Below are 25,966 nucleotides of genomic sequence, written 5' to 3'. Positions count from 1 at the left end.
TCCTTCATGTGGGGAAGCTTACGTTGCAATGTCAGATTACCCAGAGCAATTAGATCATATGTTTGCGGCTTGGAACTCTGCCGATCCAAGTGATGTTCGGAAAAATATGGAAAAATCCTTATCACCAAATATCCGTTTTGTTGATCCATCAGCTGATTTAGTTGGATTAGATGATTTTGAGAAAAATGTTCACGAGGTCCACAGAAAGATGCCTGGTGCCGTGTATTCAATTTCAAGTCCTGTGGATTCACACCACAATTATCATCGATATCATTGGTCAATTCACCAAAATGAAAAACTCTTAATGACAGGTTTTGATGTTGTGGAGACTGAAGACTCAGGACAAGTGATCAGAGTGATTGGCTTTTTTGGCGATATAAGAACATAACAGAGTTTTGGCTAGTATAGATATCGGGGGCAGAGTAGATTTGCCCCCGGGGTCAGTTTTAAACGGCAACCAACAGGCCTGGTAATGCGAGTCATTGTCACCGTGACCGAGGGAGCTGCGCAACGCCAAGATACCCTCAAATCCAGACTGACTGCCGGGCTGGCGTCGGCCCCACCCGAGTGAAAGGTCGAATAGACGACGCGATGCCCCAGGAACTTGGCAACGAACCGCGCTCCGGGAGCACGGACTTAGGGTCTCACGCGTTCAGCGATCTTAGCCTCTATCCAGGCATCAACTTCAGCGGCCACCCAGGCGGACGCTCTATCGCTGATTTTGACCGGCTGAGGGAAACGGCCACTGGATACCAGCGCGTAGATCATGCTGCGGGATAAACCAGTAACAGCCTTGACCTGCGGCAGTCTTAGCAGCATATGGTTGTTCATGGATTCAGTGGTCATGGCGTAGCCCTCCTTCGCTTGAGCCTCTGGAGAAAGACTGACACAGACACCACGGGGGCGAATCCCAGCAAGTCCAATCAATTGCACGTATTGCTGCCCTCATGCTTGGCGCGGGCAGGGATTATCATCGGTGGGGCAAAAAGTGGGGCAAAAACCCTGAAAGCAAAAAGGCCAACCCTTTTGGATTGGCCTAACTACTTGATTTGTTTGGTGGAGCTAGACGGGATCGAACCGTCGACCTCTTGCATGCCATGCAAGCGCTCTCCCAGCTGAGCTATAGCCCCTGAAACTCTGAGGACGCGAATTCTAGTGACGCCGGAAAGCGGTGTCAAGAAGCAAGCGGCTCAACAGTCGACAAAATTCACCGGGACTTCCAGCACATTCACCGCCAGGCCTCCGCGAGCTGTTTCCTTGTACTTGTCCTGCATGTCGCGACCGGTGTCCTTCATGGTCTTGATCACCTGGTCCAGGGACACATAGTGCTCGCCGCTGCCGCGCAGGGCCATGCGGGCGGCGCTGATGGCCTTGATCGCACCCATGGCGTTGCGCTCTATGCAGGGCACCTGCACCAGCCCGCCAATGGGGTCGCAGGTCAGGCCCAGATTGTGCTCCATGGCGATCTCGGCGGCGTTCTCGACCTGGGCAGGGGTGCCACCCAGGGCATCCGCGAGCGCGCCTGCGGCCATCGAGCAGGCCGAGCCCACCTCGCCCTGGCAGCCGACTTCGGCGCCGGAGATGGAGGCGTTGATTTTGTACAGGATGCCGATCGCGGCAGCGGTCAGCAGGTAGCGGGTGACATCCTCTTCACTGGCGCCCCGGCAGTGCTTCAGGTAGTACTTGAACACCGCCGGAATGATGCCCGCGGCGCCGTTGGTTGGCGCGGTCACGATGCGCCCGCCGACCGCGTTCTCCTCATTGACCGCCAGGGCGTAGAGCGTGACCCAGTCCATGGTGTTGAGGGAATCATCCCCCAGGCCACCGGCGCCGCTCTTCAACTGCCGGTGCAGCTGTGCGGCCCGGCGCTTGACCTTGAGGCCGCCGGGCAGGATTCCCTCGGCGCGGCAGCCGCGTTCGATACAGGCATCCATTACCCGCCACAGGGCCAGCAGCCCCTCACGGATCTCCTGCTCGCTGCGCCAGGCCTTTTCGTTCTCCAGCATCAGGGCGCTGATCGAGAGTCCGCTCTCCTTGCACTGGCGCAACAGCTCCGCCGCGGTGGTGAAGGGCCAGGGCTGCTCGGTGGGGTCGTCGACAATGACGTCACCGCCCTCCGCGGCGGCCTCATCGACCACAAATCCACCCCCCACGGAATAGTAGACCCGCACCCGCAGAGCCTGGCCAGCGGCATCGAAGGCCGTAAACCGCATACCGTTGGCATGCCAGGGCAGTGACTCGGTGCGGTGCATGACCAGGTCATCCCGGTAGCTGAAGTCGATCTCGTGGCACCCCAGCAGGCGCAGCCGGCCGCCCTCGCGCACAGTTGCGACCCGACCGGGAATATCGTCCACCACCACGGTTTCCGGGGTCTCGCCCTCCAGCCCGAGAATCACCGCCTTGGGCGACCCGTGTCCGGCCCCGGTCGCTCCCAGGGAGCCGTACAGCTCCGCAGTCACCCGCTGGCAGCGCTCCAGTTCCCCGCTTTCCTGAACGCCGAGAACGAACCGGCGGGCGGCATTCATCGGTCCGACAGTGTGGGAGCTGGATGGACCAATACCCACTTTGAACAGGTCGAATACGCTGATAGCCAAGTTCGGGACTCCTCACAGCTTGGGCGGAAAACCCCATTGTAGGCCGCCGTCCGCAGAATGCCACTGCCGCCAGGGTCCTGCTGCTGCCTGTAGGCTCAGAGGTAGCCGCAGCGCTTCAGTTCGGGTTCGATAAGGGCCACACAGGGATGTGTTCTGTCGAGATCGGTGGCCCGCCCGGGCTCTATGCCGGGACGACGATAGGCGGGCAGCATGCCCGGGTGCATCGTGCCTGCAGCGCTTACCATACCCGGTTCAAAGTCGAGGCCGAGAAGCCCCAGGACACGCCCCAGTTCGCGCTCGGGGCTGAGCACCAGGTCTTCAAAGCGCAGGAACAGGGTCCGCGGCCGCGGCTGCAGAAACTCGTACACCGCCACGGCGTAGCGCCAACTGTCACAGGCCTGCTCCAGGCTCTGGGCGGTGCGGGCCAACTTGGACTGGACACAGGCGCGCCCATCGCGCAGCAGGTAGATGACCGGCAGATCCTGGAGCACTACATTGAAGAAGGCATCGAGGATATCCAGTGGCGGTGTGTGATAGAGGTTGTGCTTGTTGAGGCCAGCGAGCTGTTCGGTGGTTATCTTGTTGCCCCAGAGCCCCCTGGGCGAGGCTGCCGCAGCCGCCAGACAGCGCTCAATGAAAGCGCCGCTACGCTGCTGGAACAATCGCGCCGGCTCGTCCTCCAGCGCGCGGCCTCGCAAGCACTCGACGCTGCCGACTTCAAACCCCACCTCCAGCTGCGAATGCTGGTCCAGCAGCGCAGTCAGCAGGCTGGTGCCGGAGCGGCCGGCACCGACGATCAGAAACCGGAACCGGCTGTCTGCGGGAACGGTCAAGAACGGTTCAGCTGCCCAGCCCAAGTTCGGCATAGGCCTTTTCCAGCCGCTTCGCGGCTTTCTTCGACACACCACCCAGGACCTCGATGGCGTGCCGCAGACGGGCGCGGCTCATGTCCGGGCCCAGCATGGCCATGGAGTCCACCACCGAGAACGACGCGCTGGAGCCGGCAACGGCCACGAACAGCGGCGCCAGCAGATCCTTGATCTTGATGCCCAGGGCGTCCGCCAGAGTCTTGAGCCCGTTCCACACCGTGTCCCGGTCCCACTCGCGCAGGGCTTCCAGACGCCAGAGCGCAAACTGCAGGTTCGCCAGCAGGTCCTCGCGATCGCCCTTGATACCGGCAAAGGAATCCTCGTTGATGGGCAAAGTGCCGGACACCAGGAAGGATGCCAGCGGCGCGAAGTCGCTCAGGGTCTCCATCCGCTTCTGGGCGTGAGGCAGCACCTGCATCAAGTTGTCCCGATTGTAGGCCCACTGCACCAGGCGCTGGGCAAGCTGTTCTTCACTCAGGTCTTCGCGAATCCAGAGCCCGTTCAGCCAGCGCAGTTTCTCCACATCGAAAATGGGACCACCGAGGGAAACCCGCTGGATATCGAAGTGGTCCAGCATCTGCTGCAGGGAAAACTTTTCGCTCTCGTCGGGCATCGACCAGCCCATCCGCCCCAGGTAGTTGAGCAGCGCTTCCGGCAAAAAGCCCATGCGCTGGTAGTAGAGAATGCTGGTGGGATTCTTGCGCTTGCTGAGCTTGGACTTGTCCGGGTTGCGCAGCAACGGCAGGTGGCACAGCACCGGCATTTCCCAGCCGAAGTAGTCGTAGAGCAGCTTGTGCTTGGGAGCGGAGTTGATCCACTCCTCGCCGCGCAGCACATGAGTGATACCCATCAGGTGATCGTCCACCACATTGGCGAGGTGGTAGGTGGGCATGCCGTCGGACTTGAGCAGAATCTGCGCGTCCACCATGCTCCAGTCCAGTTCGATGGTGCCCCGCAGCAGGTCTTCGATAACACAGGCACCGGGCTCGTCAGGCACCACCATGCGAATGACATAGGGCATGTCGGCAGCTTCCCGCCGGGCCACCTCCTCCGCCGGCAGCCGCAGGTCGGCGGGCTTCAAAGCGGTACTGTCTCCCGCGGCGCGACGCGCTTCGCGCAGGGTATCCAGCTCCTCTGGCGTGCGGTAGCAGACAAAGGCCTTGCCCTCGCGTACCAGCTGCATGGCGTATTCGCCATACAGCTCCATGCGCTCGCTCTGGCGGTAGGGTCCGCAGGCGCCGCCCACATCCGGGCCCTCGTCCCACTCCAGCCCCAGCCAGCGCAGGGAATCGAGAATCGCCTGCTCCGAGGCCGGGGTGCTGCGGGCCTGGTCGGTATCCTCGATGCGCAGGATGAACTGGCCGCCGTGGGCGCGGGCAAAACAGAGGTTGAACAGCGCGATGTAGGCGGTGCCAACGTGGGGGTCGCCGGTGGGAGACGGGGCGATGCGGGTGCGAACAGTCATGGGCTTTGCGGAACCTGGCTGAAAAGCCCGGGATTATACGGGGTGCACCGCCCCCTTGCCCACCAGTGCAGACCCGGCGGGGGAGAGGACCGGCCCTGCGCCCTCTACCGCGGAGTCGCTGATGCGCTACTGGTCAGGCTGAGGCTGATCACGTATCTGCAACTGATCGCGATCCTGCGGCCTCAACTGATCCTGATCCCCCAGCCAGTGCAAATACACCCATAAACACCGCCGCCATTCGCAGCGGCGACTTCTTGCTCCGTCGCAGTGTTGTCATGATCGAACCCTCTGTTGCAGCAACAAATAGCCGCACCCGTGCGGCTATGCTTTGCCCCGGACCCAGACCGTCTGGACTCACGAGACTCATTAGAACCTGCTAAAGTATAGCGCATAAAAACGCATCGATGTTGTCAAACGAGCGGGTCACTGAAAGTGCGGAAACGCGAGGCATTTACAGTTTCCCGGTTGATCGCGGAGAATGGGGTTGCTATTGTTTTTTAAATGAGAATAATTAGCGTTATCGTTCTTCCAGATACACAGCCTTCACCCCTACACTGTTGAGAGGTTTCCATGTTGTTTGCACGCCGCGGTCGGCCCACCGCCTCTTCGCTGCTCGCTCTGGTAATGCTGCCACTGCTGGTGGCCTGTTCCAGTCCGGAGTCGGTCAATGTCTATTCGGCGCGGCAGGAGGCGCTGATCAAGCCGCTGCTGGACCGCTTCAGTGCGGAAACCGGCATTGCCGTCAACCTGGTGACCGGGGACGGCGACGCCCTCCTCGCGCGCCTGCGCAACGAAGGCCTGAACTCACCGGCAGACCTGCTGCTCACCAGCGATGCCGGAAACCTGTACCGGGCCCAGCAGGCAGACCTGCTGCAAGCGGTCAGCTCGCCCGCCCTGGAGGCGGCGGTTCCAGTCAACCTGCGCAGTGATGAAGGCTACTGGTACGGGCTTTCCCTGCGCGCCCGGGTCCTGGTGTACGCGCCGGACCGGGTCGATGCCGCCGAGCTGAGCGACTATGCAGCGCTCGCGGATCCGTCGTGGCGACAGCGCATCTGTGTACGCTCCTCAGGCAACATCTACAATCAGTCGATGGTCGCTGGCATGCTCGCGAGCCAGGGCGCAGAGGCTACCCAGGCCTGGCTGCAGGGGTTTGTCGCCAATTTCGCCCGCCAGCCCCAGGGCGGTGATCGCGACCAGATCAAGGCGGTCGCCAGCGGCCAGTGCGACGTCGCCCTGGTCAATAGCTACTATCTGGGCGGCATGCTGAACTCGGAGGATGCCGAAGAGCGGGCGGCAGCAGAGCGCGTCCGGCTCTTCTGGCCCAACCAGGCGGGACGCGGAGTACACGTCAATATCAGCGGCGCCGGTATTACCCGCTCCGCTACCCACAGCGAAGAGGCGCGGCAGCTGATCGAATTCATGCTGCGCGAGGACAGCCAGCAGTGGTATGCGGAGGCCAACAATGAATACCCCGTACGTCCGGACGTTGCGCCTTCGGACCTGCTGCAGTCCTGGGGTGAATTCAAGGCCGACCCGCTCAACATGAGTGAACTCGGACGCTTGAATGCCCAGGCGGTGATGGCCATGGACCAGGCGAATTGGAAGTAGCCACCCGCGCGCCGATCGCTGTGCGCAGACAACCGCTGCAGGCCAGGTTGTGGCGAATACTCCTGTTGCTGAGCGCGGCAATCGTCGCGGTGCCCGTGCTGGTGATTGTCACCAGCCTGCTGGGACCCTACAGCAGTGCGTGGCAGCACCTGATCGACACCGTGCTTTTGGACTATGTCACCAACTCCCTGCTGTTGATGCTGGGCGTGGGCAGCGGCACCCTGGTACTTGGAGTCAGCGCCGCGTGGCTGACCGCCATGTGCGACTTCCCCGGACGGCGCTTCTTCAGCTGGGCCCTGCTGCTACCCATGGCAATTCCCGCCTATATCATCGCCTATACCTACACCGGCATGCTGGACTATGCAGGCCCGGTGCAGACCCTGCTGCGCGACAGCTTCGGCTGGGGCTTTGGCGACTACTGGTTCCCGCAGATCCGCTCGTTGGGCGGAGCCATCTGCATGCTGTCGCTGGTGCTGTACCCCTACGTCTACCTGCTGGTGCGGGTCGCATTTCTCGAGCAGTCCACGGCGGTGCTGGAAGCCAGCCGCAACCTCGGCAAGACCCCCTGGCAGACCCTGTTCCTGGTGGCGCTGCCCATGGCGCGCCCGGCCATTGCCGCCGGCGTCAGCCTGGCGCTGATGGAGACCCTGGCGGATTACGGCACTGTGGCCTATTTCGGTGTCAGCGCCTTTACCACCGGTATTTTCCGCACCTGGTACGGCCTGGGCGAATTGCAGACCGCAGCGCAACTGGCGGCGTTCCTGCTGCTGTTCGTGTTCACCCTGTTCGTCCTCGAGCGGCGGTCGCGGGCGCGCCTGCGGTTTCACAAGAGCTCTGCCCGCAGCCATCCCGCCCGCATACGCCTGCGGGGCTGGCGCGCGGCTGCCAGTTTCAGCATCGCGCTGGGCATACTCGCCGCCGGCTTCCTGCTGCCCGCGGCCCAGCTCACAGTCTGGGCCGCGGCCAACCATACCGATCTGCTGAACCAGGCCTTCCTGCAGCTGGTTGGCAACAGCTTTCTGCTGGCAGCCACCGCGTCCCTCTGCTGCCTGTTGCTGGCGCTGCTGCTGGGCTATGGCCGGCGCCTGTATCCTGGCCCGGCCGAGACCGCAGCCATTCGGGTTGCCGGAATGGGCTATGCGGTACCCGGCACTGTGATTGCAGTAGGCGTGCTGATTCCTTTCGCCTGGATCGACAACACTATCGATGGCTGGCTACGGCTGCAGTTCGGCGTTTCCTCCGGGCTGCTGCTGAGCGGCACTCTGGCGGCGCTGGTTTTTGCCTATGTTGTGCGTTTTCTCGCCGTGTCCCTGCAGTCTGTGGAGGCCGGTCTGGCCCGTATCCGCCCCGGTATCGACGAATCCGCGCGCTCCCTCGGCCACACACCTCTCGGTGTGTTGCGGCGCATTCACCTGCCCATGCTGCGGGGGACCCTGCTGACGGCGCTTCTGCTGGTCTTCGTGGACGTCCTGAAAGAACTTCCCACCACCCTGATTCTGCGCCCTTTCAACTTCAACACCCTTGCGGTACGCGCCCATGAACTGGCCTCGGACGAGCGCCTCGCTGATGCCGCCCTCCCGGCGCTGGCCATCGTGCTCATCGGCCTGCTGCCTGTTATCCTGATGAACCGCAGCATGCCCAGGGAGCAGGAGCAAACATGAGCAGCCAGCTGGAATTACAGCAGGTCACGGTCAAATACGGCGATTTCACCGCGGTGGCGGACGTCTCCATGACTTTGCAGACCGGCCAGATTGGCTGCCTGCTGGGACCTTCAGGCTGCGGCAAGACAACCCTGCTGCGCGCTATTGCCGGCTTCGAAAGCATCAGTGCCGGCAGCATCTTCCTGCGTGGAACCCCCATCAGCACTCCCGGGCGCGAACTGCCGCCAGAGCAACGCAAAGTGGGCATGGTATTCCAGGATTTCGCCCTCTTTCCCCACCTGGACGTTCGCCGCAACATCGGCTTCGGCCTCAGCCACCTGCCCCGTGGAGAGCGGCGCGAGCGGGTGGAGAGCATGTTGCAACTGGTGGCCCTGAGCGAGCACGGCAAGGCCTATCCGCACGAGCTGTCCGGCGGCCAGCAGCAGCGCGTGGCACTGGCGCGGGCGCTGGCACCCAACCCGGAGATACTGCTGCTGGACGAACCCTTTTCCAGCCTCGACACGGAGCTGCGAACCGAGCTGGCGGCGGAGATCCGCGAGCTGCTGAAACGCAACGGCGTCACCGCCATCCTGGTCACCCACGACCAGCACGAGGCCTTCGCCATGGCCGACCAGGTCACCCTGTTGAACCGCGGCCGGGTCGCCCAGACGGACACGCCGTACAATCTTTACCACAATCCCGGCAACGAGTTTGTCGCCGAATTCATCGGCCAGGGCACCATGATCACGGTCACGGTAAACGCGGCCGGGGAAATGAATGACGGCCTGGGAGTACTGGACCGGGGTCATCCGCACTGGCAACCGGGAGAGACCCTGCGCCTGCTGGTACGCCCCGACGATATCGAATACGACGAAGGCAGCCACACGGCCCTGCGGGTACTGCACAAGGCGTTCCGCGGTGCCAGCTACCTTTACGACCTCTTGCTGCCAGACGGCCAGCGCGTTCCCTGCCTGACCCCCAGCCATGTCGACGTCCCCCTGGGCGGCATGCTGCCGGTGCGCTTCAACCTGCAGCATGTGGTTGTATTCGAGGGGGATTGCCCGCGCAACTGCTGTTGTGTCCCGTCCCTCACCAACGGTCAGCAGGCACAGTGCGAACCCGGTCACAGCAGCTTGCAAACCCCGCTGGAGAATCGCTCCTGACCACCAAGCTTTTCACCTCACAGGGCGCCAATTTGGAGTAGACTTACGGGATAACCTGAAAGTGTACTCTCTGACCTAGCGTACGCAACGCTACAGCCAAGGACGTCTGTTATGAGCATTCTCGTCATTATCCTCTGGTCATCACTGGTGGTGGTGCTATTGCTGGTCATCCTCGGCAGCGCCGGGCGCAAGAAGCCCAAAAGGTCGCAGCGAGCCCGGCGACCGGCCCTGCGTGCCGCACCGGGGCCCGGTGGCGAGCCGGAGGAGGAGGAAACGGCCAGTGTGCCGCCAGAATTGGCTTCATTGCAGTTACTGGCGATAGAGGATATCGAGCCCGCCACTTTGGCCGCACTGGATACCGTGGTGAAAGATCTGCCAAGGCCACACCCTCTGTTCACCGCCATGACCCAGGAGCTCGACGACCCGGAGGAAATTGCAGCGGCAGTAGCAAGCGAGCCGGCGATGGCCGCGGAACTGCTGCGCACTGTGAATTCGGCCGCATTCGCGCTCAGCACTCCCATTTCCAGTATTCCCCATGCCATCGCCTACCTGGGGGTCGGCTACGTCAAGGGTATCGTTGCCCAGTCTGCGCTGGCCGACACATTGCCATCGACATCGTCCGACCCGGAACAGCAGTCGGGCATGACGCAGCTGTGGAAAGCAAGCCAGGTCTCCGGCGCCGTCACCTTCGCACTTGCGCAGCATGTGGGGCTCGAGCGCCCTTCAATCGCATCGACTCTGGCACTGCTGTCAAACCTGGGGAACATGAACATCATTTCCTCAAGACCCGATATGGCGGCACTCTACTCATCGGGGCACTCCCTGCTGGAGCGGGTCCAGAGGCAGCAGGACGTACTGGGGTTCAACTCCGCCATAGTCGGGTTCCTGCTGGCGAAGCACTGGGGCCTGCCCACAGAAATCCTGACCGGCCTGCGTGACTCCCTGCTGGCACTGACGCCGCCCGCGAAAGTTGAAGCTGACAGCGCCAGCTGGCAACGCACGCTGGTATGCTATGTCGGCTGCAGAATCGGTGATGCGGTAAGCTACGAGGGCCTGCGCAACATCGCCAACCTGAATTTCAGCGATCCGAATGCTGTCGACTTTTTCTTCCTGTCAGAACATCTGGAACAGGCCGGCCTGGCCCGCGTCTGGCGCGCCCTGGACGATCCGGCGCTGCGCCGGAAGCTGAACCAGTCAATCAACCTGGCTGGCAACTAACCAGGCGGCAACACCGTCCACTCCGGTGCCTCGAACTCGCCAATCAGGCTGATCTCGACAAAGGGTATCTGCTCGGCAATGATCTCCTGCACCCTGTCCGGCAAGCGCGACTCCATGGCATCACGAGCCGCCTTGCTCTCCCAGGTGGCGATGGCCAGCAGCCGCGAGGGGTCGCCTATCTTGCGATGCAGCCGGGTGCCCCGCGCACCGGGTGCGCGCTGAATGATCTCGCTGGCCCGGATCCAGGCATCCGCATACTGCTCCGCACTGTAGCCTGGCTTCAGGTTAACTTCGAAGATGTAGTGCATCAGGTCCCTCCCCGGCACCGGAGCCGGTTGCCTGTGAATTGCGTCGCGCCGGCCCGCAGACAACGCCCGAAGCGCCACCCAGTATAGCCAACTGGGCAAACTTCTCGGGTACAATACGGCGCTCACTCTCAGCGCCACAACCCGATGCCCAGCACTTCCAACGCCCACCGCTTCTGTATTGCACCAATGATGGACTGGAGTGACCGTCACTGCCGCTACCTGTGGCGCTTGCTGAGCCGGCACGCGCGCCTGTACACGGAAATGGTGACCACCGGGGCACTGATCCACGGTGACCGCGCCCGTTTCCTGCGCTTCGACCCGGTGGAAGAGCCGGTAGCGCTGCAGCTGGGGGGCAGCGACCCCGCGGAGCTGGCGCGCTGCGCACGCTGGGCCGAGGACTGGGGCTACAACGAGGTCAACCTCAACTGCGGCTGTCCCTCGGACCGGGTGCAGTCCGGCGCCTTCGGCGCGTCCCTGATGGCCCACCCAAAGCGGGTCGCGGAGTGCGTGGCCGCAATGCGGGACGCCTGCTCGCTGCCGGTGACCGTCAAACACCGCATCGGTATCGATGACATGGAGTCCTATCAGCAGATGCTGGACTTTGTCGCCCCCAGCGCGGAAGCGGGCTGCACGGTGTTTATCGTGCACGCACGCAAGGCCTGGCTGCAGGGCTTGTCGCCCAAGGAGAACCGGGAAATCCCGCCCCTTAACTACCCCTGGGTGTATCGGCTGAAGGCGGACCTGCCGCAGCTGACTATCGTCCTCAACGGCGGCATCACCACCCTGGAAGAATGCGCGCAACACCTGGCCAGGGTGGACGGCGTCATGCTGGGACGGGTAGCCTATCACGACCCCTGGCTGCTGGCCGATGTGGACCGGGCACTGTTCGACGCTGAAAATCCGCTACAATCGCGACACGCGGCGATCGAAAAGATGCTGCCCTATGTGGCCCGTGAACTGGCGGCAGGCACGCAACTGAACCATATCACCCGGCACCTGCTGGGGCTGTACCAGGGGCTGCCCGGGGCGCGCCAGTTCCGCCGCCATATCAGCGAGAACGCCCACCGCCGGGGCGCCGGCCTGGAAGTACTGGAACAGGCCTACCGCCTGGTGCGGGAAGCCGGTGAGCGGCAGCAGGCCCGTGACTCCGCCGCCTGAGAGAGGAACAAAGGACCAAGATGACCAGCAAACTCGAGCAGCTCAAAACCATGACCGACGTGGTCGCCGACACCGGCGATATCGAGGCCATCCGCCGCTTTCATCCCCAGGATGCCACCACCAACCCCTCGCTGCTGCTGAAGGCCTCCGCCCTGCCCCACTACCGTACGCTGCTGGCTCAGGCCCGCAGCTGGGCAGCGGCAGAAGGAGGCTCGGGCGCCGAGCAGATGGCCAACTGCTGCGACCGTTTCGCGGTGGATGTCGGCTGCGAAATCCTGAATATCGTGCCCGGGCGGATTTCCACCGAGGTCGACGCCCGGCTCTCCTTCGATACCGCTGCGACCGTCGCCCGCGCGCACCGGCTGATCGACCTGTACCAGCAAGCCGGGGTTGCCAAAGAGCGAATCCTGATCAAGATTGCATCCACCTGGGAAGGCATCAGGGCCGGTGAGCAGCTGGAGAAAGAGGGCATCAATTGCAACCTGACGCTGCTGTTCGGTTTCGCCCAGGCCGCAGCCTGTGCCGATGCCGGGGTCTACCTGATCTCTCCTTTCGTCGGCCGCATCCTCGACTGGCACCTGGCCAACACTGACCTGGTTGTCGCGCAGGCCACGGATGACCCGGGCGTGGCGTCCGTGCGCCGTATCTACAGTTACTACAAGACCCACGGCTATGGCACGGTGGTTATGGGCGCCAGTTTTCGCAATACCGGCGAAATCGAGGCGCTCGCGGGTTGCGACCGCCTGACCATCAGTCCGGCGCTGCTGGAGAGCCTGGCAGCGGACACTGGCGATCTGCCCCGCCAGCTGTCGCCAGATGGCGCCAGCTCCGGGGACCCGCGCGGGACACAGGCCGAACCCGCTTTCCGGCTGGCTCTCAACGATGACGCCATGGCGACGGAAAAGCTGGCGGAGGGGATTCGTAACTTCATTGCCGACCAGATCAAGCTGGAACAGGTTATCGTCGAGTCATGATCAATGCCCTGAAATCACTGTTCATCCTGCCCGCCGGCGACAGCCAGGAGGAGCACAGCCAGCGGGTCCACCTGGCAGCCGCTGCACTGCTGATTGAAACCGCAAGGGCCGATTTCACCCAGGACGCGGAAGAGGAGGCGGCGCTGGAGCGTTTGCTCTGCAGCTCGCTTGCCCTGCCCCGGGAGGAGGTTCACGCCCTTGTCCAGCAGGCTTCAGGACGGGTTGACAGTGCCACCTCGCTGTACGAGTTCACCCGGGTGATCAACGATCACTACGGGCCGGCGGAGAAACTGGAACTGATCGCGTCTATGTGGCAGGTCGCCTACGCCGACGGTGACCTGGACAAGTACGAGGAGCACCTGATTCGGCAGGTGGCGGAGCTGACCTACGTGCCCCACCAGGATTACATTCGCAGCAAACTGGACGCCAAGCCGGACTAAGCCGGCTTCAGCTGCGCTCCAGCACCACCATCAGGTCCTTGAAGCGGGCGCGGTTCTCCTCCGAGAGTCCCATCAGCACCCGGTGGGCCTCGAGCACTTTCTCCTTGACCGCCTGCTCGCTGCCCTCGACCAGGGGAATCCGGTGGATGCGGTCAGGATTGGCGCAGGCATCCTCGTGCAGTTCAAACAGGCGTTGAAAGCCCATACTCTTGATCAAACGGGTAATACCGGGATTGTTGCTGTAGATCGCCGGCATGAAGCCGAAGCGCGCCCGCACTTCCAGCGCCAGCTTGGCGAGCAACCCCAGGGTGGTGCTGTCTATGCCCTCGGCGCCACAAAGATCGACCCAGACACTGGCGAAATCGGGGTTGTCCAGCATCCTGTGCATGTAGTCGTCTATCGTGGTGCACAGCGTGAGGCGCACATCGCCGGTCAGGCGAATGACATAGGCGCCGTCCTGGCTTGCTGCGAGTATACGGCCTTCTTCCATCCTAACCCCGCTTGCTGATAAACAGCGCAGCAATATCGTCGGGAGCGGTTTCGACATGGTCGAGTCCGAGCCGGGTGACGATATCTTCCGGGGACTCGGCGGACTCCTCAAACACCTTGAGGAAGTACTTTTCCTTTTCGATCAGGTTTTGTGGCGGCAGTATCTCCAGAATCCCGTCGGAGAACAGTGCCAGCATAAAGCGCTGCGGCAGGTCGATCAGGTGCTCTTCGTAGGATGCATCGTCCATAATGCCCACGGCGGAACCTTCGCCACGGAGATAGCGAGCGCCCTCTTTCGACACCAGCACCGGTTGCGGCAGATGCCCGGCAATACTGTAGCGCAAGGTGTTGGCGGCGGTATCGAGCAGGCCAACAACCATGGTGGCGAACTTGCCTACCGCCAACCCCAGCAGCTCCTTGTTGGCCCGCTTGAGCATGGCCACCGGGCTGAGAATTGTGTCGTCGCTGCGCCGCAGGTAATCAGAGCGTTTGCGGGCAAAGAGGTTCTTCAACAGGACTGTGGTAAAGGCAGAGGAACTGCCGTGACCTGACACATCAGCCATGAAGAACGTCACGTGGTGATCGCCGACGGTAAAATAGTCAGTGAAGTCGCCACTCAGGTAAAGCGAGGGGATCACAGTGTGACTGAATACGTACTCGTCCAGGACCATGGGGCTGGCGGGGAGCATCCGCAGCTGCACCTGGCGGCCCGCCTGCTGGTCCTGCTCCAGCATCTTGACGGTCCCGCGCAGTTCGATGTTCGCCAGCTCCAGCCGCTTGCGGGACTCCTGCAGTTCGCGGCGCAGCTGGCGCTGGCGTACGCAGCGCTCAATGGACTTGAGCAGGGCTTCGGTATCCTCGATCGGGCGCACGAAAAAGTCACTGGCGCCGAGCCGCAGCGCCGTCATCATGCGGTCGACTTCAGCCCGGTCGCTGATAATGATCGCCGGTATCTGCAGGTCCAGCTCGCGCAGTGACCGGCGCGCCTCCACCCAGGACACATCCTCCAGATCCAGCTCGCAGAGAATGACGTCCAGCTCCTGGTTGTCCTGGAGAAAGTGATAGGCAGCGATGACATCGGTGTGAACTTCAGTCCGGTAGCCTGCGGCAGAGACGGTTGCCGCAAGCGCTGCTGCACGAGCGGAGTCGTCGTCGATGACCAGCACAAAGCCCTTGGAATCCATCATGCGTTACTTGCGGGAAGCTTGCGGGCAGACACTACGCCCTTGCCCCGGGCCGGGCAACCGGCAGGCGCTGTGTTATGGCAGGATTTCACAGTTTTGATGCGGGTAGCGCATCGAGGCGCGGAGCTCAAAATTCCTCGCCCCAGTCGTCGTCGCCAAAGTCCGAGAAACTGTCCTCCACCACGCCGTCATTGACCAGGGCCCGGCGCTGCTGCAGGTAGGCATCGCGCAGGAAAATATAGCGGTCGCCGGACACCAGATCCTCGGCCTTGAGCAGTCTGGCGCGGGTGTCGATTACATCCAGCCCCCGCAGGGAGTTGCGGATGCTGGTATCGTCGATGGTCATCTCCACCGAGGCAAAGGCGTCGAATACCGTACCGGTGCCGCTGCGGACGGTGCGCGGCCCCAGCATGGGAACCATCAGATACGGCCCGGAAGGAACCCCCCAAATCGCCAGCGTGTGACCGAAGTCCGTGCGGTAGGGCTCGACACCCATGCGGGTGGCCACATCAAACAGCCCCAGCATGCCAACAGTCGAATTGAGCAGGAAGCGGCCGCCAGCGCGCACCGCGCCACCGGGGCGCCCCTGGAGGACGGCGTTGAGCGTCGAATTGGCGTCACGCAGATTGCTGAAAAAATTGCTGACGCCTCTCTCCGCGGGATCGGGCATCACCGCCTGGTAGCCTTTCGCCACGGGTTTCAGAACATACTTGTCCAGCCGCTCATTGAACTCGAAGATGGGACGGTTGAACCCCTCCCAGGGGTCTGGATTGACGGGCTCCTGGGCCATCGCCGGAACAAGCAGAAGCAGACACAAGAGCCCCACGGTCGGGCGCAGCAGTTTCATGGCATTGCCGATGTTCGAAAAAAGTGGCGGAATATTACGCTTGTGTGTACTGGGGAGCAACACGGGCTGAGGGGCAAAAGTTGGCTTGTATCAGTGCAGGATAACGACAGCACGGCTGGCGAAGTCCGCCAGCTGGGTACTACCGAAGCCCAGGACCCGCTCCCGATCCATGCCCAGCTCCACCGCCAGCTGCTGCAACAGCTGGGCGCCGCTGCTCGATTCGTTGTCGCGGGCAAGCTCCAGCAGGCGTGCAGTAGCGGCGTTGAGTACCATGAACTGGACTGCGTCCTCGCGGTCGCGGTAGACCGCCAGGTAGACCGGATCACCGGGTTCCGTGGGACGGAAGTCGGCCCCGATGCGGTGCACCGGGAAGCGGTAGGCCAGCACCCAGGCCAGCGGCGACAGCTGCGGTACGGCCGCCAGCGGGTCGCGATCCGGCGCCGGGGGCGGGAGGTCCCCCTCCGCTACCGACAGGGCCAGCTCCGCCCACTCATAGTGGGCCAGCTCGGCAATAAACGGGGGGTCCTCCGGGCCGGGTTGATGATGTTCGAACAGAAAGCGCAGGAACTCCTGGCTGATCTCGAGGAAATACGGCGTATGACAGCGATGGCCGTCAATGAACTGGCGTACCAGGGCGTGCCACGCCGAGGCAGAATACAGACTCCGCAGCACGGGGAAACCGCCGCTGATAAAGCCTTCGATATTGTTGTAGATCAAATCCTGATAGATCTTGAGCCGACGCGGCTCAATTCCGTGCGGAGGGGGCACGGATTCCGGGTTGCGCAGGTGCCCGGCGAGCGCCAGCTGACTGTGGCGCAGCTCAGCCATGGGCTAGAACCACCCTGTTGTCCGCGCTGCAAGCGCCCTGCAACTCGCGGATTCGCGCCACTTCCTGCAACAGGTCCGGCAGGGGCGGCAGATTGAAGTCACGCTCGAGCAGGGTCGGCACCGGCCCCAGCAGGCTGTAGGCCTCGGCCAGCAGATCCCACACGGGGTCGATGACATCAGCGCCGTGGGTGTCCACTTTCAAATCTGGCGCCTCGTCGTAGTGGCCGGCCACATGGATATAGCGGACCCGGTCCAGCGGCAGGGCGCGCAGGAAAGCCGACGCCGCGTAGTTGTGATTGATGCTGTTGACGTAGATGTTGTTGACATCGAGCAGCAGATCACAGCCGGAGGCACTGACCACGGCATTGATGAATTCGGCCTCGCTCATGTCGGCGTGCGCCTGGGCGTAATAAGAGGCATTCTCCAGAGCCAGTGGCGCGCCGATGATATCCTGCACCTGTTGCACGCGTCCGGCAACGTGGCGCACCGCCTCCTCGGTAAAGGGTATTGGCAGAAGATCGTACAGGTGCCCCTCTGCGGCGCACCAGGAGAGGTGCTCGCTGTAAACGCTGACACCCAGCTCGTCCATCAGCTCGCGCACGGCGCCCAGCAGGCCGGTGTCCAGCGGGTCCGGGCCACCAATGTCCAGCGACAAGCCGTGGAAAACCAGCGGGAAGCGCTCCGCAAGCTGGCGCAGCTGGCGTCCGTAGCGGCCGCCGACCCCAATCCAGTTTTCCGGCGCCAGCTCGAGAAAATCAACCTCGCCCTGGGCCATCGACAGCAACGGGCCCATGAGGGCCCGTCGCAATCCCAGGCCCGCTCCCGCGGGCCCGTCGTGGCTAACCGGCATCAGGCACCGCCGCACTTCCCTTCACCGCACTTGCCTTCGCCATCCTTTTCACCACACTTGCCTTCACCGCACTTGCCTTCACCACACTTGCCTTCGCCGTCCTTCTCACCACACTTGCCTTCACCGCACTTGCCTTCGCCGTCCTTCTCACCACATTTGCCCTCACCACACTTGCCTTCGTGGTCGCCTTCACCGTGGGAGTTGTAGCTGGCGAGGTTGTAACCGGTATTCAGCTGTTCCGCCGCAAAGGGGTTGGCTTCCGCGGATGCCATGGGTACAACGGAGCTGGCCAGGAATGCTGCGCCCAGGGCAATTGCGAGGGGCTTCTTTGACTCTGCCATGATGATTATCCTTTTGTTAAATGTAAGTTCTGGAACACACTCATTGCCGACGCCAACCGCCAACAGTCAGTGCTGTGACCCAGTATTGGCGAGGAAGTTTCCCCGTGCCCGGAGGGGCTTCGGTACTATTTCACAATTCAGGGTGCGAGACCACCATCCGGATGGGCATCGAGCCACTCACTTACCAGCCCCCACTGCTCCTGCAAGCGCTTGTCGGAGACGGGCACCCGAGTGCCCAGCTGCTGGGCAAACAGTGACACCCGGAACTCTTCAAGCATCCAGCGATAATGCAGTGCCGGCGCGCACAGGGCCAGCACCCCCGGCCATCGGGTGCGGACCTCGCGCAACGGTTCGGCGAGGCGTTGCAACATCTCGCGTTGGGTGGTGTCACGGGGCAGCTGGCCGGTGAGGCGCTCCAGGCGCTGCTGCAGCGCCTTCATATAGCGCGGGTACTGGGCCAGCCAGTCCGCCGGGGTATCGCGCTGGAACCCGGGCAGCCACAGGTCCGCGAGCTGCTGGCGGATATCCGCCAGTGCCGGGGCCCAGGCCGGACCGGTTAAGCGGGCCAGGTGAGGCTGTAGCTCCGCCAGCGGCTTCAGGGCGTCGAGCAGGTTGGATTCCAGCGCCGTCGCCCGCGCCACCACCTCGCCACTGCGGGCCAGTACGACCTGGAATCCGGCTGCGTCGCGCGGCAGGGCGTCATTGAGACCACCGACCTGGACCCAGGCTGCGTCGATAATGTCATCCACCAGCGGCACCCGCTCCTGCCCGGCCGCGGCCAGCAGCAGGCTGGTTTCGTTGCCCAGCAACAGTTGCTTGCGCAGGAACTTGACCTGCTGCTTTTGCTGCAGCCGCAGCAGTCGCAGCACACCGAGCCTGTGCTGCAGCAGCGCCTGTCCCGGGTAGTCGCACAGTTCCACCGCCACCGATTCGCCCTTGTCCACCAGGGCCGGCCAGGCCATGATCTCGGTGCCGGCCTGGCGGAAACGCCAGCTCTCGGGCAGTGCATCGATATCCCAGCTGGTCAGGCCCTCGCGGGCGGGGCTGCTGCTCGCCGCAGCGCTGATGGTCTGGCGCGTGTCGCTGCGAAACTCGGCCACCAGCGCCGCCAGGTCCCGTCCCTGGTTCAGCAGCTTGCCATCCGCATCGACGACCCGGATATTCATGCGGTAGAACGCGTCGAGCCTGTCCGCCTGCAGGTCGCCGGGCTGCACGGTGCTACCGCCCAACCGGGACAGCACCCGGGCCAGCGCCACACAGAGATCCTCGTCCCCCGGCTCCAGCAGCGCCAGCGCGCGATCCACGGTATCGGGCACCGGCACCAGTTGTTTGCGCTTGTCCTTGGGCAAGCCTTTGACCAGGGCAATGCACTTGTCCCGCAGCAAGCCCGGCACCAGCCAGTCGAACCGGAAGCGAGGCACCCGGTTCAGCAGCCCGACCGGCACCGTCACCGAGACTCCGTCCGCCGCCTGCCCCGGCTCGAACTGGTAGCTGAGGCGGAACTCCATATCGCCCCAGCCGAGGCGGTCAGGGAACTGCTGGCCGAGGCCGGAACCCGGATCCCGCGCCAGCAGCAAGTCGCGGGGAACCCGCAGGCTGGCATCCGCGCCCGGCGTGGCCGCCAACCAGGCGCGCAGGTGCTCGGCCGTGGTGGCATCCTCTGGCAGCCGTTCGGCATAGAACGTGAAGAGGACCTGCTCGTCCGCCAACAGATCCCGGCGTCGGGCACGGGCCTCGAGGTCCTCAAGCTCGCGCAGCAGCTTGAGATTGTGCTTCAGGAATCCTGGGTGGCGCGGAAAGCGCCCGGCAATCAGGCCCTCGCGAATGAGCAATTCCCTGGATTCCGCGGGATTGATCGGGCCGTAATGCACCGGGCGTTTGTCAGCCACGGTGAGTCCGTACAGTGTGACCCGCTCCCAGGCCATCGCCCGCCCCTGGCGTGCCTCCCAGCGCGGCTCGTAGTAGTGGAACTTGAGCAGTTCCGGATTGCTGTCCAGGACCCAGGCGGGATCAATGGTCGCGACCGTGCGAGCGAAGACTCTCGAGGTTTCCACGATCTCTGCCGCCACCAGCCACTTTGGCCGCTGCCGTCCCAGGGCGGAGCCGGGAAATATCTGCAGTTTGCGGTTGCGGCTGCCCAGGTAATCCCGGTCTTCCTGGTGCTGGGCAATGTTCGACAGCAAGCCCGCCAGCAGCGCCCGGTGCACCGCATCGTAGCTCTCCTCTTCCACTGCGGGCAGCCCGGCACCCGGGTGCAGGCCGAGCTGACGGCAGCCGATTCGCAGCTGGGCGTGCATGTCGCGCCACTCGCGCAACCGGAGAAAAGAGAGGAATTCGCGTTGGCAGAGCTTGCGCAACTGGCTCTGGCTCAGTGCCTGGCGCTGCTCCTCGTAGTAACGCCAGAGCGCCAGCCAGGCCATGAAGTCCGAGCGCGGGTGGCGAAAGCGCGCGTGCATCTGGTCAGCCTGCGCCTGCTTGTCCGCCGGCCGTTCCCGCGGGTCCTGGATGGCCAGCGCCGCCGCGATCACCAGCACCTCATCAAGGCAGGACAGCTGCTGTGCGGCCAGGACCATGCGTGCCAGGCGCGGGTCCACCGGCAACCTGGCCATGCGCCTGCCGATGGCAGTCAGCTTGCCGCGTCCCGTCACCGCCCCCAACTCCTGCAGGAGCTTGTAGCCGTCGCGTACCATGCGCGGGTCCGGGGGATTGATGAAGGGAAAGCGCTGCAGTTCCCCCAACCCCAGGTTCAGCATCTGCAGAATCACCGCCGCGAGGCTGGTGCGGAGAATTTCCGGGTCCGTAAACTCCGGCCGCGAAAGGAAATCGGTTTCTGTATACAGGCGAATACAGACGCCGGGCGCGATACGGCCGCAGCGGCCCTGGCGCTGGTTGGCGCTGGCCTGGGAGATGGGCTCGATGGGTAATCGCTGCACCTTGGTGCGGAAACTGTAGCGGCTGATGCGGGCTTCGCCCGGGTCGATCACGTAGCGGATGCCGGGCACGGTAACGGAGGTTTCCGCCACGTTGGTCGCCAGCACCACCCGCAGGCCCCGCCGCCGCGAGAGGTCGAAAACACGGCTCTGTTCGGCCTGGGTAAGGCGGGCGTAGAGCGGCAGCACCTCCAGCCGCTCCTGGCCACGCAGCTGCCGGGCCAGCTCGCGGATATCACGCTCTCCGGGCAGGAACACCAGCACATCGCCGCGCTCCCCGAAACGGCCCGCCTCGATATCGTCCACCAGGCCCACGATCTGCTCCTGCAGGCCAAGGTCCCGGTCCTCGGCGGGATCCAGGTACACCGTCTCCACCGGATAGCTGCGCCCGGAGACCTCGATAATGGGGGCGTCGCCAAAGTGTCGCGAGAAGCTGTCAACGTCGATGGTGGCGGATGTGATGATCAATTTCAGGTCTGGCCGTTTCGGCAACAGCTGGCGCAGGTAGCCGAGCAGGAAGTCGATGTTGAGGCTGCGCTCGTGGGCCTCGTCGATTATCAGGGTGTCATACTGGCGCAGGAGCCGGTCGTTGCGAATCTCCGCCAGCAGGATGCCGTCGGTCATCAGCTTCACCGCCGAGGCGTCAGATACCTGATCGGTAAAGCGCACCTGGTAGCCCACCACCTCGCCCAGGGGCGCCTGCAGTTCATCGGAAATGCGCTGAGCCACGGTCCGCGCCGCCAGCCGGCGGGGCTGGGTGTGGCCGATACGGGCCTCGCGGCCGCGCCCCAGTTCCAGGCATATCTTGGGAATCTGGGTGGTCTTGCCGGAGCCGGTCTCCCCGGCAATGATCACCACCTGGTGCTCGCTGATGGCCCGCGCGATGTCGTCCCGGCGCTGCACCACCGGCAACTCGGGGGGGTAGGTCATCGGCGGAATGGCGCGAACCACCGCTTCCGGCATCGCTCTGCTCCTGCGGGCTGGGTTTCGGGGTGTTTGGGGTCCGCTACACTAAGGTATCATCGCGCTTTCAACAATCCCCGCAGGAATCCGGCATGCCCGAAGTGCGCAACCATACCTTCGACGAACTGACGATTGGCCAGCGGGCAGAGAGCACCCGCACCGTCACCATGGAAGATATCCGCCTGTTTGCCGCGGCTTCAGGGGACCACAACCCCCTGCACCTGGACCCGGCCTACGCCGCAGGCACCGCCTTCGGCGAGTGCATCGCCCACGGCATGTTCAGCGGCGGACTGATTTCCGCGGCGCTGGCCATGCAGCTACCGGGGCCGGGAACCATCTACCTGGGCCAGTCGCTGGCGTTCCGGCTGCCGGTAAAGATCGGCGACACTCTGACGGTGCAGCTGACCGTGACCGACAAGCAGCCGCGGCGGCGCCAGGTTACCCTGGACTGCCTGGTGTTGAACCAGCACGGGAAGAAAGTCGTCACCGGCAGCGCGGAAGTGATTGCGCCAGCCGAGCGGGAAACGGTAACAATCGCGGCAACGGCACAGCCCGGCTGATCCCGGGCCGCGACCGGCGTCAGGTCGACGGCGATGCGGGCGCGACCCCGGCCTCCGGCGCGAACTGCTCCGGGTCCAGGTACTGCAGGCGCAGTTCGATGGAACCGCGGGTCTCGCTGGAATCCACCCCCAGCACCATGACGTTGACTTCGCCGTCCTCTTCGGTCGCCGCGGTCAGCCCGAAAATCACGTTGTCCGGGTTGTTCTGGTCCGTGAACACCCTGATGTCCTTGCTAGCACGCAGGGCGTCGCTGAGCTGGGCGACCAGCATGGCCAGGCTGGCGCGGAACGCGCCAAAGTTCAGCTTGCCGCGAAACTCGGTGTGGTCCAGGGCAACGTCGAAGCGGACCTGGGAACGATCCTCCATCTGGACATTGGTCAGGTGCACAGACTTGCCGGCCGCCATGTCGCGAAAGACGTTCTTGGATTCCGTGCGCCGATTCTCGAGAAAAGCCTTGTACAACAGGTTGACCGCTATGGTCAGGAACTTGTCCCGGGGGATGGTCTGACTCTGGTTCTGCGCCATGAAAAGCCCTCACAATCAAGGGGCGCAAGTCTACTGCCTGCCCGCGGCAAAAACCAGCGCTTCCCCTGGCCGGCCCCCCCGTGCGGTCTCCCACGCATGGTCTCCCAATGGCTCCCGGCGGGGGTATCTGCTAGGCTTTGCCGCGCTGTGGCAAGCACCCGCAGCGCCCCCAATCCGACAAGAGCGAAACCATGGCCAGCAATGCAACACACTTCGACTTCAGCGGTGCCAGGATTCTCGTCACCGGCGGCACCAGCGGTATCGGCGCGGGAATAGCGGCGGCCTACCTGGCTGCGGGCGCCGAAGTCACCATCACCGGCACCCGGGCCAGTGCCCGGGACTACGATACGGACCTCTCGGATTACCGCTACCTGCAGCTGGATGTGGAAGACCCGGCGCAGGTGGACGCGGTAGCGCAGGCACAGACGCAGCTGGATGTGCTGGTGAACAACGCCGGTATTGCCCTGCCCAGCCTCGGACTCGATGAATGGGACCCGGATAATTTCGGCCGCGCCGTCAACATCCACCTGGTTTCCGGATTCCGCCTCGCCCGGGGCTGCCGCGATGCGCTGCGGGCGAGCGAACTGGCCGGAGGCGCCTCGGTCATCGGCATCGCCTCGATGAGCTCCTACTTCGGCATGGGCATCATCCCTGGCTACGGGGCCGGCAAGACCGGTCTGCTGGGGGTCACCCGGGCAATGGCGGTGGAATGGGGCCCTCTGGGCATTCGCGCCAACTGCGTGGCCGTGGGCCTGTGCGAGAGCCGGATGACCGCGGCGACCATCGCCAACCCCGAGTGGTCAGCGCCCACCATGGCGCGAACACCGCTGGGCCGGCACGGCACGCCCGAAGATGTGGCGGGAGCGGTACTGTTTCTCAGCAGCGCCCAGGCGGGCTGGATTACAGGCCAGACCCTGCCCATCGACGGCGGCTATACCGTCGCCGGATAAAGCGCGGCTCGCGGCGGCAGCAGGCCAGGAACGGGAACCGTGGAACGCTGCAACTCCCTGTGGCAACCGCTGCCGGGCCCGTCCCTGCAGTGGCAGGATGACGGCAGCCCGGTAGCGCCGGCTTTCGCCGATGTGTATTACTCGCGCGACAATGGCCTGGCGGAGGGCCGCCACGTATTTCTCGCCGGCAACGCGCTGCCGGCACGCTGGGCGTCGCCGGGAGCGGAGCGCTTCGTGGTGGCGGAAACCGGCTTTGGTACCGGCCTGAATTTTCTCCTCACCTGGCAGGCCTGGCGCACCCGCGCCACGGTTCCCGGCGCGCCGCGGCGGCTGCACTATGTGGCGCTGGAAAAATTCCCGCTCGAGGTCGCACAGCTGCAACGGGCGGGGGCCATCTGGCCGGAGCTGGCGCCGCTGCTGGCCGAGCTGTCGACGCAGTACCCACTGCCCCTGCCAGGCAGCCATCGGGCCCTGTTCGACCGGGGCGAGGTCGTCCTGGATCTGTGGTGGGGCGATATTTCCGCGGTGCTGGAGGACCTCGGCCACGCCCGCACCCCGCTGGTGGACGCCTGGTATCTGGACGGCTTTGCCCCGGCCCGCAATCCCGCCATGTGGCAACCCTCACTGTGGCCCGCGATCGCGGCCCTGAGCCGCCCCGCAGCTACCTTCGCCACCTTCACCGCCGCGGGCGCGGTGCGACGCGGCCTGGGCGACGCCGGGTTCGAGGTGCGGAAAACGCCTGGCTTTGGCCGCAAGCGGGAACAGCTGTGCGGCCGGCTCAGAGCAACCCCGCGCCCCATGCCACTGCAGGGCACGCCCTGGGACATCCCGGCACAGGCCCCCGCCATGCCGGGAGAGGTGCTGGTCATAGGCGCCGGGCTCGCAGGCTGCCACACCGCGGCCGCCCTCGCCCGTCGCGGCATCCGGGTTACCCTGCTGGATCAGGGCAACGTTGCCGATGGCGCCTCGGGCAATGCCCAGGGAGTACTGTATACCCGCCTCTCCCACCGCCACTCGCCACTGACGGACTTCGCCCTCGCCAGCTTCGACTTCGCCAGTCGCCATTACCGGGCAGGCTTCGCCGATGGCGTCCTGCAAGTGCGAGTCGATGGCGAGCTCTGTGGCAGTTTCCACCAGGTGGCGGACTCCCGGGAACTCGAACGCATGGCGCCGCTGCTGGCACCGCTCTCCAGTCTCGCCCAGGTCCTCGATGCCGATCGCGCCTCCGCGCTGCTGGGTATCGCCCAGCCCGGGACGGGCTTCTGGTACCCGAATTCGGGCTGGATGTCACCGCCCGCCGTCTGCCGGCAGCTGCTGCGGCATCCGCTTATCACCCTGCGCGACAACTGTGGGCCGGTTCAGCTGCAGAGGGTAGAGGGTGGCTGGCAGGCGATCAGCGGCTGCGAAATGCTGGCCCGGGCACCGACCGCCGTCATCGCCGCAGGAACCCACTGCGGCGATTTCGGCCCGCTGCACTGGTTGCCGCTCAAGGCCATCCGCGGCCAGACCACCCAGCTGCCACCGCTGCCAGACCTGGCGGGGCTGCGGGCGGCGCTGTGCCACAAGGGCTACATCGCCCCGGCAACTGCGGCAGGGCACTGCATCGGCGCCACCTTCGACCCGGGCGACATGGATCCGGAACTGCGCCGGCCCGACCAGGTCCAAAACCTGGAACAGCTGGCGCTGGCGCTGCCCGCCGCGCAATCCTCGCTGGCCGGCCTCGCGGACAGCTCCCTGCCCGGGCGGACCGGCTGGCGGTGCGCGAGCCCGGACTACCTGCCCCTGGTGGGGCCGGTACCGGACCGCGAGGCCTTTTTATGCGACTATGGCCCGTTGCGGGACAATGCCCGCACGGCCATTCCACGGGCGGGGCGGTATCTCCCCGGGCTGTACCTGAATACCGGCCACGGCTCGCGGGGACTGACTTCAACGCCACTGGCGGCGGAGCTGCTGGCCAGCCAGCTCTGCGGTGAACCGCTGCCGCTGGAACCGGAGCTGATCCGGGCGCTGGCCCCGGCCCGCTTCCTGATTCGCGATCTCGGGAGAAACCGCATTTGAACA

24 protein-coding genes and 1 tRNA gene are annotated in these 25,966 nt (G+C 64.2%); 11 read left to right on the top strand and 14 right to left on the bottom strand.

Going from position 1 to position 25,966, the window contains the following annotated elements; all coding sequences use genetic code 11:
* Positions 1–28 precede the first annotated feature (28 nt).
* Entirely contained in the window at positions 29–388 is a 360-nt protein-coding gene (locus RJQ10_RS02040; protein WP_350143122.1) for a hypothetical protein, read from the top strand.
* A gap of 248 nt (positions 389–636) precedes the next feature.
* Here RJQ10_RS02040 and RJQ10_RS02035 read toward each other — a convergent pair whose 3' ends face one another.
* The 5 genes from RJQ10_RS02035 to gltX all read right to left on the bottom strand — a co-directional run bounded on the left by RJQ10_RS02035 (position 637) and on the right by gltX (position 4,928).
* Positions 637–846 (bottom strand): helix-turn-helix transcriptional regulator, encoded by a 210-nt coding sequence (locus tag RJQ10_RS02035; RefSeq protein WP_350143120.1) that lies wholly within the window; start codon positions 844–846, stop codon positions 637–639.
* Between the two features lie 208 nt (positions 847–1,054).
* Positions 1,055–1,130 (bottom strand) — tRNA-Ala (locus RJQ10_RS02030).
* Between the two features lie 60 nt (positions 1,131–1,190).
* The gene (locus tag RJQ10_RS02025) at positions 1,191–2,594 is read right to left on the bottom strand and encodes an L-serine ammonia-lyase (protein ID WP_350143118.1); all 1,404 of its coding nucleotides are present in this window, start codon (positions 2,592–2,594) and stop codon (positions 1,191–1,193) included.
* Positions 2,595–2,689: 95 nt separating this feature from the next.
* Entirely contained in the window at positions 2,690–3,427 is a 738-nt protein-coding gene (locus RJQ10_RS02020; protein WP_350143116.1) for a sulfotransferase, read from the bottom strand.
* A gap of 7 nt (positions 3,428–3,434) precedes the next feature.
* Entirely contained in the window at positions 3,435–4,928 is a 1,494-nt protein-coding gene (gene gltX, locus RJQ10_RS02015) for a glutamate--tRNA ligase (RefSeq protein ID WP_350143114.1), read from the bottom strand.
* A gap of 570 nt (positions 4,929–5,498) precedes the next feature.
* Here gltX and RJQ10_RS02010 point away from each other — a divergent pair.
* The 4 genes from RJQ10_RS02010 (at position 5,499) to RJQ10_RS01995 (ending at position 10,557) form a co-directional block, all read left to right on the top strand.
* Positions 5,499–6,536: a Fe(3+) ABC transporter substrate-binding protein gene (locus RJQ10_RS02010; protein WP_350143112.1), complete on the top strand. Its 1,038-nt coding sequence runs from the start codon at positions 5,499–5,501 to the stop codon at positions 6,534–6,536.
* Complete coding sequence (locus RJQ10_RS02005) at positions 6,527–8,197, top strand: ABC transporter permease (protein WP_350143110.1); 1,671 nt, start codon at positions 6,527–6,529, stop codon at positions 8,195–8,197. The genes RJQ10_RS02010 and RJQ10_RS02005 overlap by 10 nt, the downstream gene beginning before the upstream one ends.
* Positions 8,194–9,339, top strand: coding sequence for an ABC transporter ATP-binding protein (locus RJQ10_RS02000; RefSeq protein WP_350143108.1), 1,146 nt, complete (start codon positions 8,194–8,196; stop codon positions 9,337–9,339). The genes RJQ10_RS02005 and RJQ10_RS02000 overlap by 4 nt, the downstream gene beginning before the upstream one ends.
* A 111-nt stretch (positions 9,340–9,450) precedes the next feature.
* Positions 9,451–10,557 carry an HDOD domain-containing protein gene (locus RJQ10_RS01995; protein WP_350143106.1) on the top strand — a complete coding sequence of 369 codons (1,107 nt, stop codon included), beginning with the start codon at positions 9,451–9,453 and terminating at the stop codon, positions 10,555–10,557.
* Here the strand turns inward: RJQ10_RS01995 and RJQ10_RS01990 are convergent.
* The gene (locus RJQ10_RS01990; protein WP_350143104.1) at positions 10,554–10,865 is read right to left on the bottom strand and encodes an antibiotic biosynthesis monooxygenase family protein; all 312 of its coding nucleotides are present in this window, start codon (positions 10,863–10,865) and stop codon (positions 10,554–10,556) included. The two genes, RJQ10_RS01995 and RJQ10_RS01990, sit on opposite strands and share 4 nt — an antisense overlap.
* Positions 10,866–11,009: 144 nt before the next feature.
* Here RJQ10_RS01990 and dusA point away from each other — a divergent pair, with 144 nt between their 5' ends.
* Genes dusA through RJQ10_RS01975 form a run of 3 tightly spaced genes read left to right on the top strand, consistent with a single transcriptional unit; the run spans position 11,010 to position 13,437 of the window.
* Positions 11,010–12,023: a tRNA dihydrouridine(20/20a) synthase DusA gene (gene dusA / locus RJQ10_RS01985; protein ID WP_350143102.1), complete on the top strand. Its 1,014-nt coding sequence runs from the start codon at positions 11,010–11,012 to the stop codon at positions 12,021–12,023.
* 20 nt (positions 12,024–12,043) lie between these two features.
* Positions 12,044–12,997, top strand: coding sequence for a transaldolase (gene tal / locus RJQ10_RS01980; RefSeq protein ID WP_350143100.1), 954 nt, complete (start codon positions 12,044–12,046; stop codon positions 12,995–12,997).
* On the top strand, positions 12,994–13,437 hold the full coding sequence (locus tag RJQ10_RS01975) for a tellurite resistance TerB family protein (RefSeq protein ID WP_350143098.1): 444 nt from the start codon (positions 12,994–12,996) through the stop codon (positions 13,435–13,437). The genes tal and RJQ10_RS01975 overlap by 4 nt, the downstream gene beginning before the upstream one ends.
* A 7-nt stretch (positions 13,438–13,444) precedes the next feature.
* Here the strand turns inward: RJQ10_RS01975 and RJQ10_RS01970 are convergent, their stop codons facing one another.
* The 7 genes from RJQ10_RS01970 to hrpA form a co-directional block, all read right to left on the bottom strand.
* On the bottom strand, positions 13,445–13,927 hold the full coding sequence (locus RJQ10_RS01970) for an STAS domain-containing protein (RefSeq protein WP_350143096.1): 483 nt from the start codon (positions 13,925–13,927) through the stop codon (positions 13,445–13,447).
* Position 13,928: 1 nt separating this feature from the next.
* Complete coding sequence (locus RJQ10_RS01965; RefSeq protein ID WP_350143094.1) at positions 13,929–15,113, bottom strand: PP2C family protein-serine/threonine phosphatase; 1,185 nt, start codon at positions 15,111–15,113, stop codon at positions 13,929–13,931.
* 124 nt (positions 15,114–15,237) lie between these two features.
* Positions 15,238–15,957 carry an MlaA family lipoprotein gene (locus RJQ10_RS01960; RefSeq protein ID WP_350143092.1) on the bottom strand — a complete coding sequence of 240 codons (720 nt, stop codon included), beginning with the start codon at positions 15,955–15,957 and terminating at the stop codon, positions 15,238–15,240.
* Between the two features lie 90 nt (positions 15,958–16,047).
* Positions 16,048–16,785 carry an HvfC family RiPP maturation protein gene (locus RJQ10_RS01955; RefSeq protein WP_350143090.1) on the bottom strand — a complete coding sequence of 246 codons (738 nt, stop codon included), beginning with the start codon at positions 16,783–16,785 and terminating at the stop codon, positions 16,048–16,050.
* Positions 16,778–17,635: an HvfB family MNIO-type RiPP peptide maturase gene (locus tag RJQ10_RS01950; RefSeq protein WP_350143088.1), complete on the bottom strand. Its 858-nt coding sequence runs from the start codon at positions 17,633–17,635 to the stop codon at positions 16,778–16,780. Before RJQ10_RS01950 ends, RJQ10_RS01955 begins: the two co-directional genes overlap by 8 nt.
* Positions 17,635–17,976, bottom strand: a complete 342-nt coding sequence (locus RJQ10_RS01945; RefSeq protein ID WP_350143086.1) for an HvfA family oxazolone/thioamide-modified RiPP metallophore — start codon at positions 17,974–17,976, stop codon at positions 17,635–17,637. The genes RJQ10_RS01950 and RJQ10_RS01945 overlap by 1 nt, the downstream gene beginning before the upstream one ends.
* Before the next feature lie 137 nt (positions 17,977–18,113).
* Positions 18,114–21,869: an ATP-dependent RNA helicase HrpA gene (gene hrpA, locus RJQ10_RS01940; protein ID WP_350143084.1), complete on the bottom strand. Its 3,756-nt coding sequence runs from the start codon at positions 21,867–21,869 to the stop codon at positions 18,114–18,116.
* 92 nt (positions 21,870–21,961) lie between these two features.
* Between hrpA and RJQ10_RS01935 the strand changes: the two genes are divergently transcribed.
* Positions 21,962–22,429 (top strand): MaoC/PaaZ C-terminal domain-containing protein, encoded by a 468-nt coding sequence (locus tag RJQ10_RS01935; protein WP_350143082.1) that lies wholly within the window; start codon positions 21,962–21,964, stop codon positions 22,427–22,429.
* Positions 22,430–22,448: 19 nt separating this feature from the next.
* Here RJQ10_RS01935 and RJQ10_RS01930 read toward each other — a convergent pair whose 3' ends face one another.
* Complete coding sequence (locus tag RJQ10_RS01930) at positions 22,449–22,955, bottom strand: hypothetical protein (RefSeq protein WP_350143080.1); 507 nt, start codon at positions 22,953–22,955, stop codon at positions 22,449–22,451.
* Positions 22,956–23,146: 191 nt separating this feature from the next.
* On the opposite strand from RJQ10_RS01930, the gene RJQ10_RS01925 reads away from it, so the two are divergent.
* Together RJQ10_RS01925 and mnmC are read left to right on the top strand one after the other, a co-directional pair.
* Entirely contained in the window at positions 23,147–23,905 is a 759-nt protein-coding gene (locus RJQ10_RS01925; RefSeq protein WP_350143078.1) for an SDR family NAD(P)-dependent oxidoreductase, read from the top strand.
* 39 nt (positions 23,906–23,944) lie between these two features.
* Complete coding sequence (gene mnmC / locus RJQ10_RS01920; RefSeq protein ID WP_350143076.1) at positions 23,945–25,963, top strand: bifunctional tRNA (5-methylaminomethyl-2-thiouridine)(34)-methyltransferase MnmC2/FAD-dependent 5-carboxymethylaminomethyl-2-thiouridine(34) oxidoreductase MnmC1; 2,019 nt, start codon at positions 23,945–23,947, stop codon at positions 25,961–25,963.
* The last annotated feature ends 3 nt before the right edge of the window (positions 25,964–25,966 follow it).

Source organism: Haliea sp., from assembly GCF_040222615.1.
In the GTDB taxonomy this organism is placed as follows: Bacteria; Pseudomonadota; Gammaproteobacteria; order Pseudomonadales; family Halieaceae; genus Haliea.
Note: the sequence above shows the minus strand (reverse complement) of the source record. Positions and strands in the feature narration are given on the sequence as shown.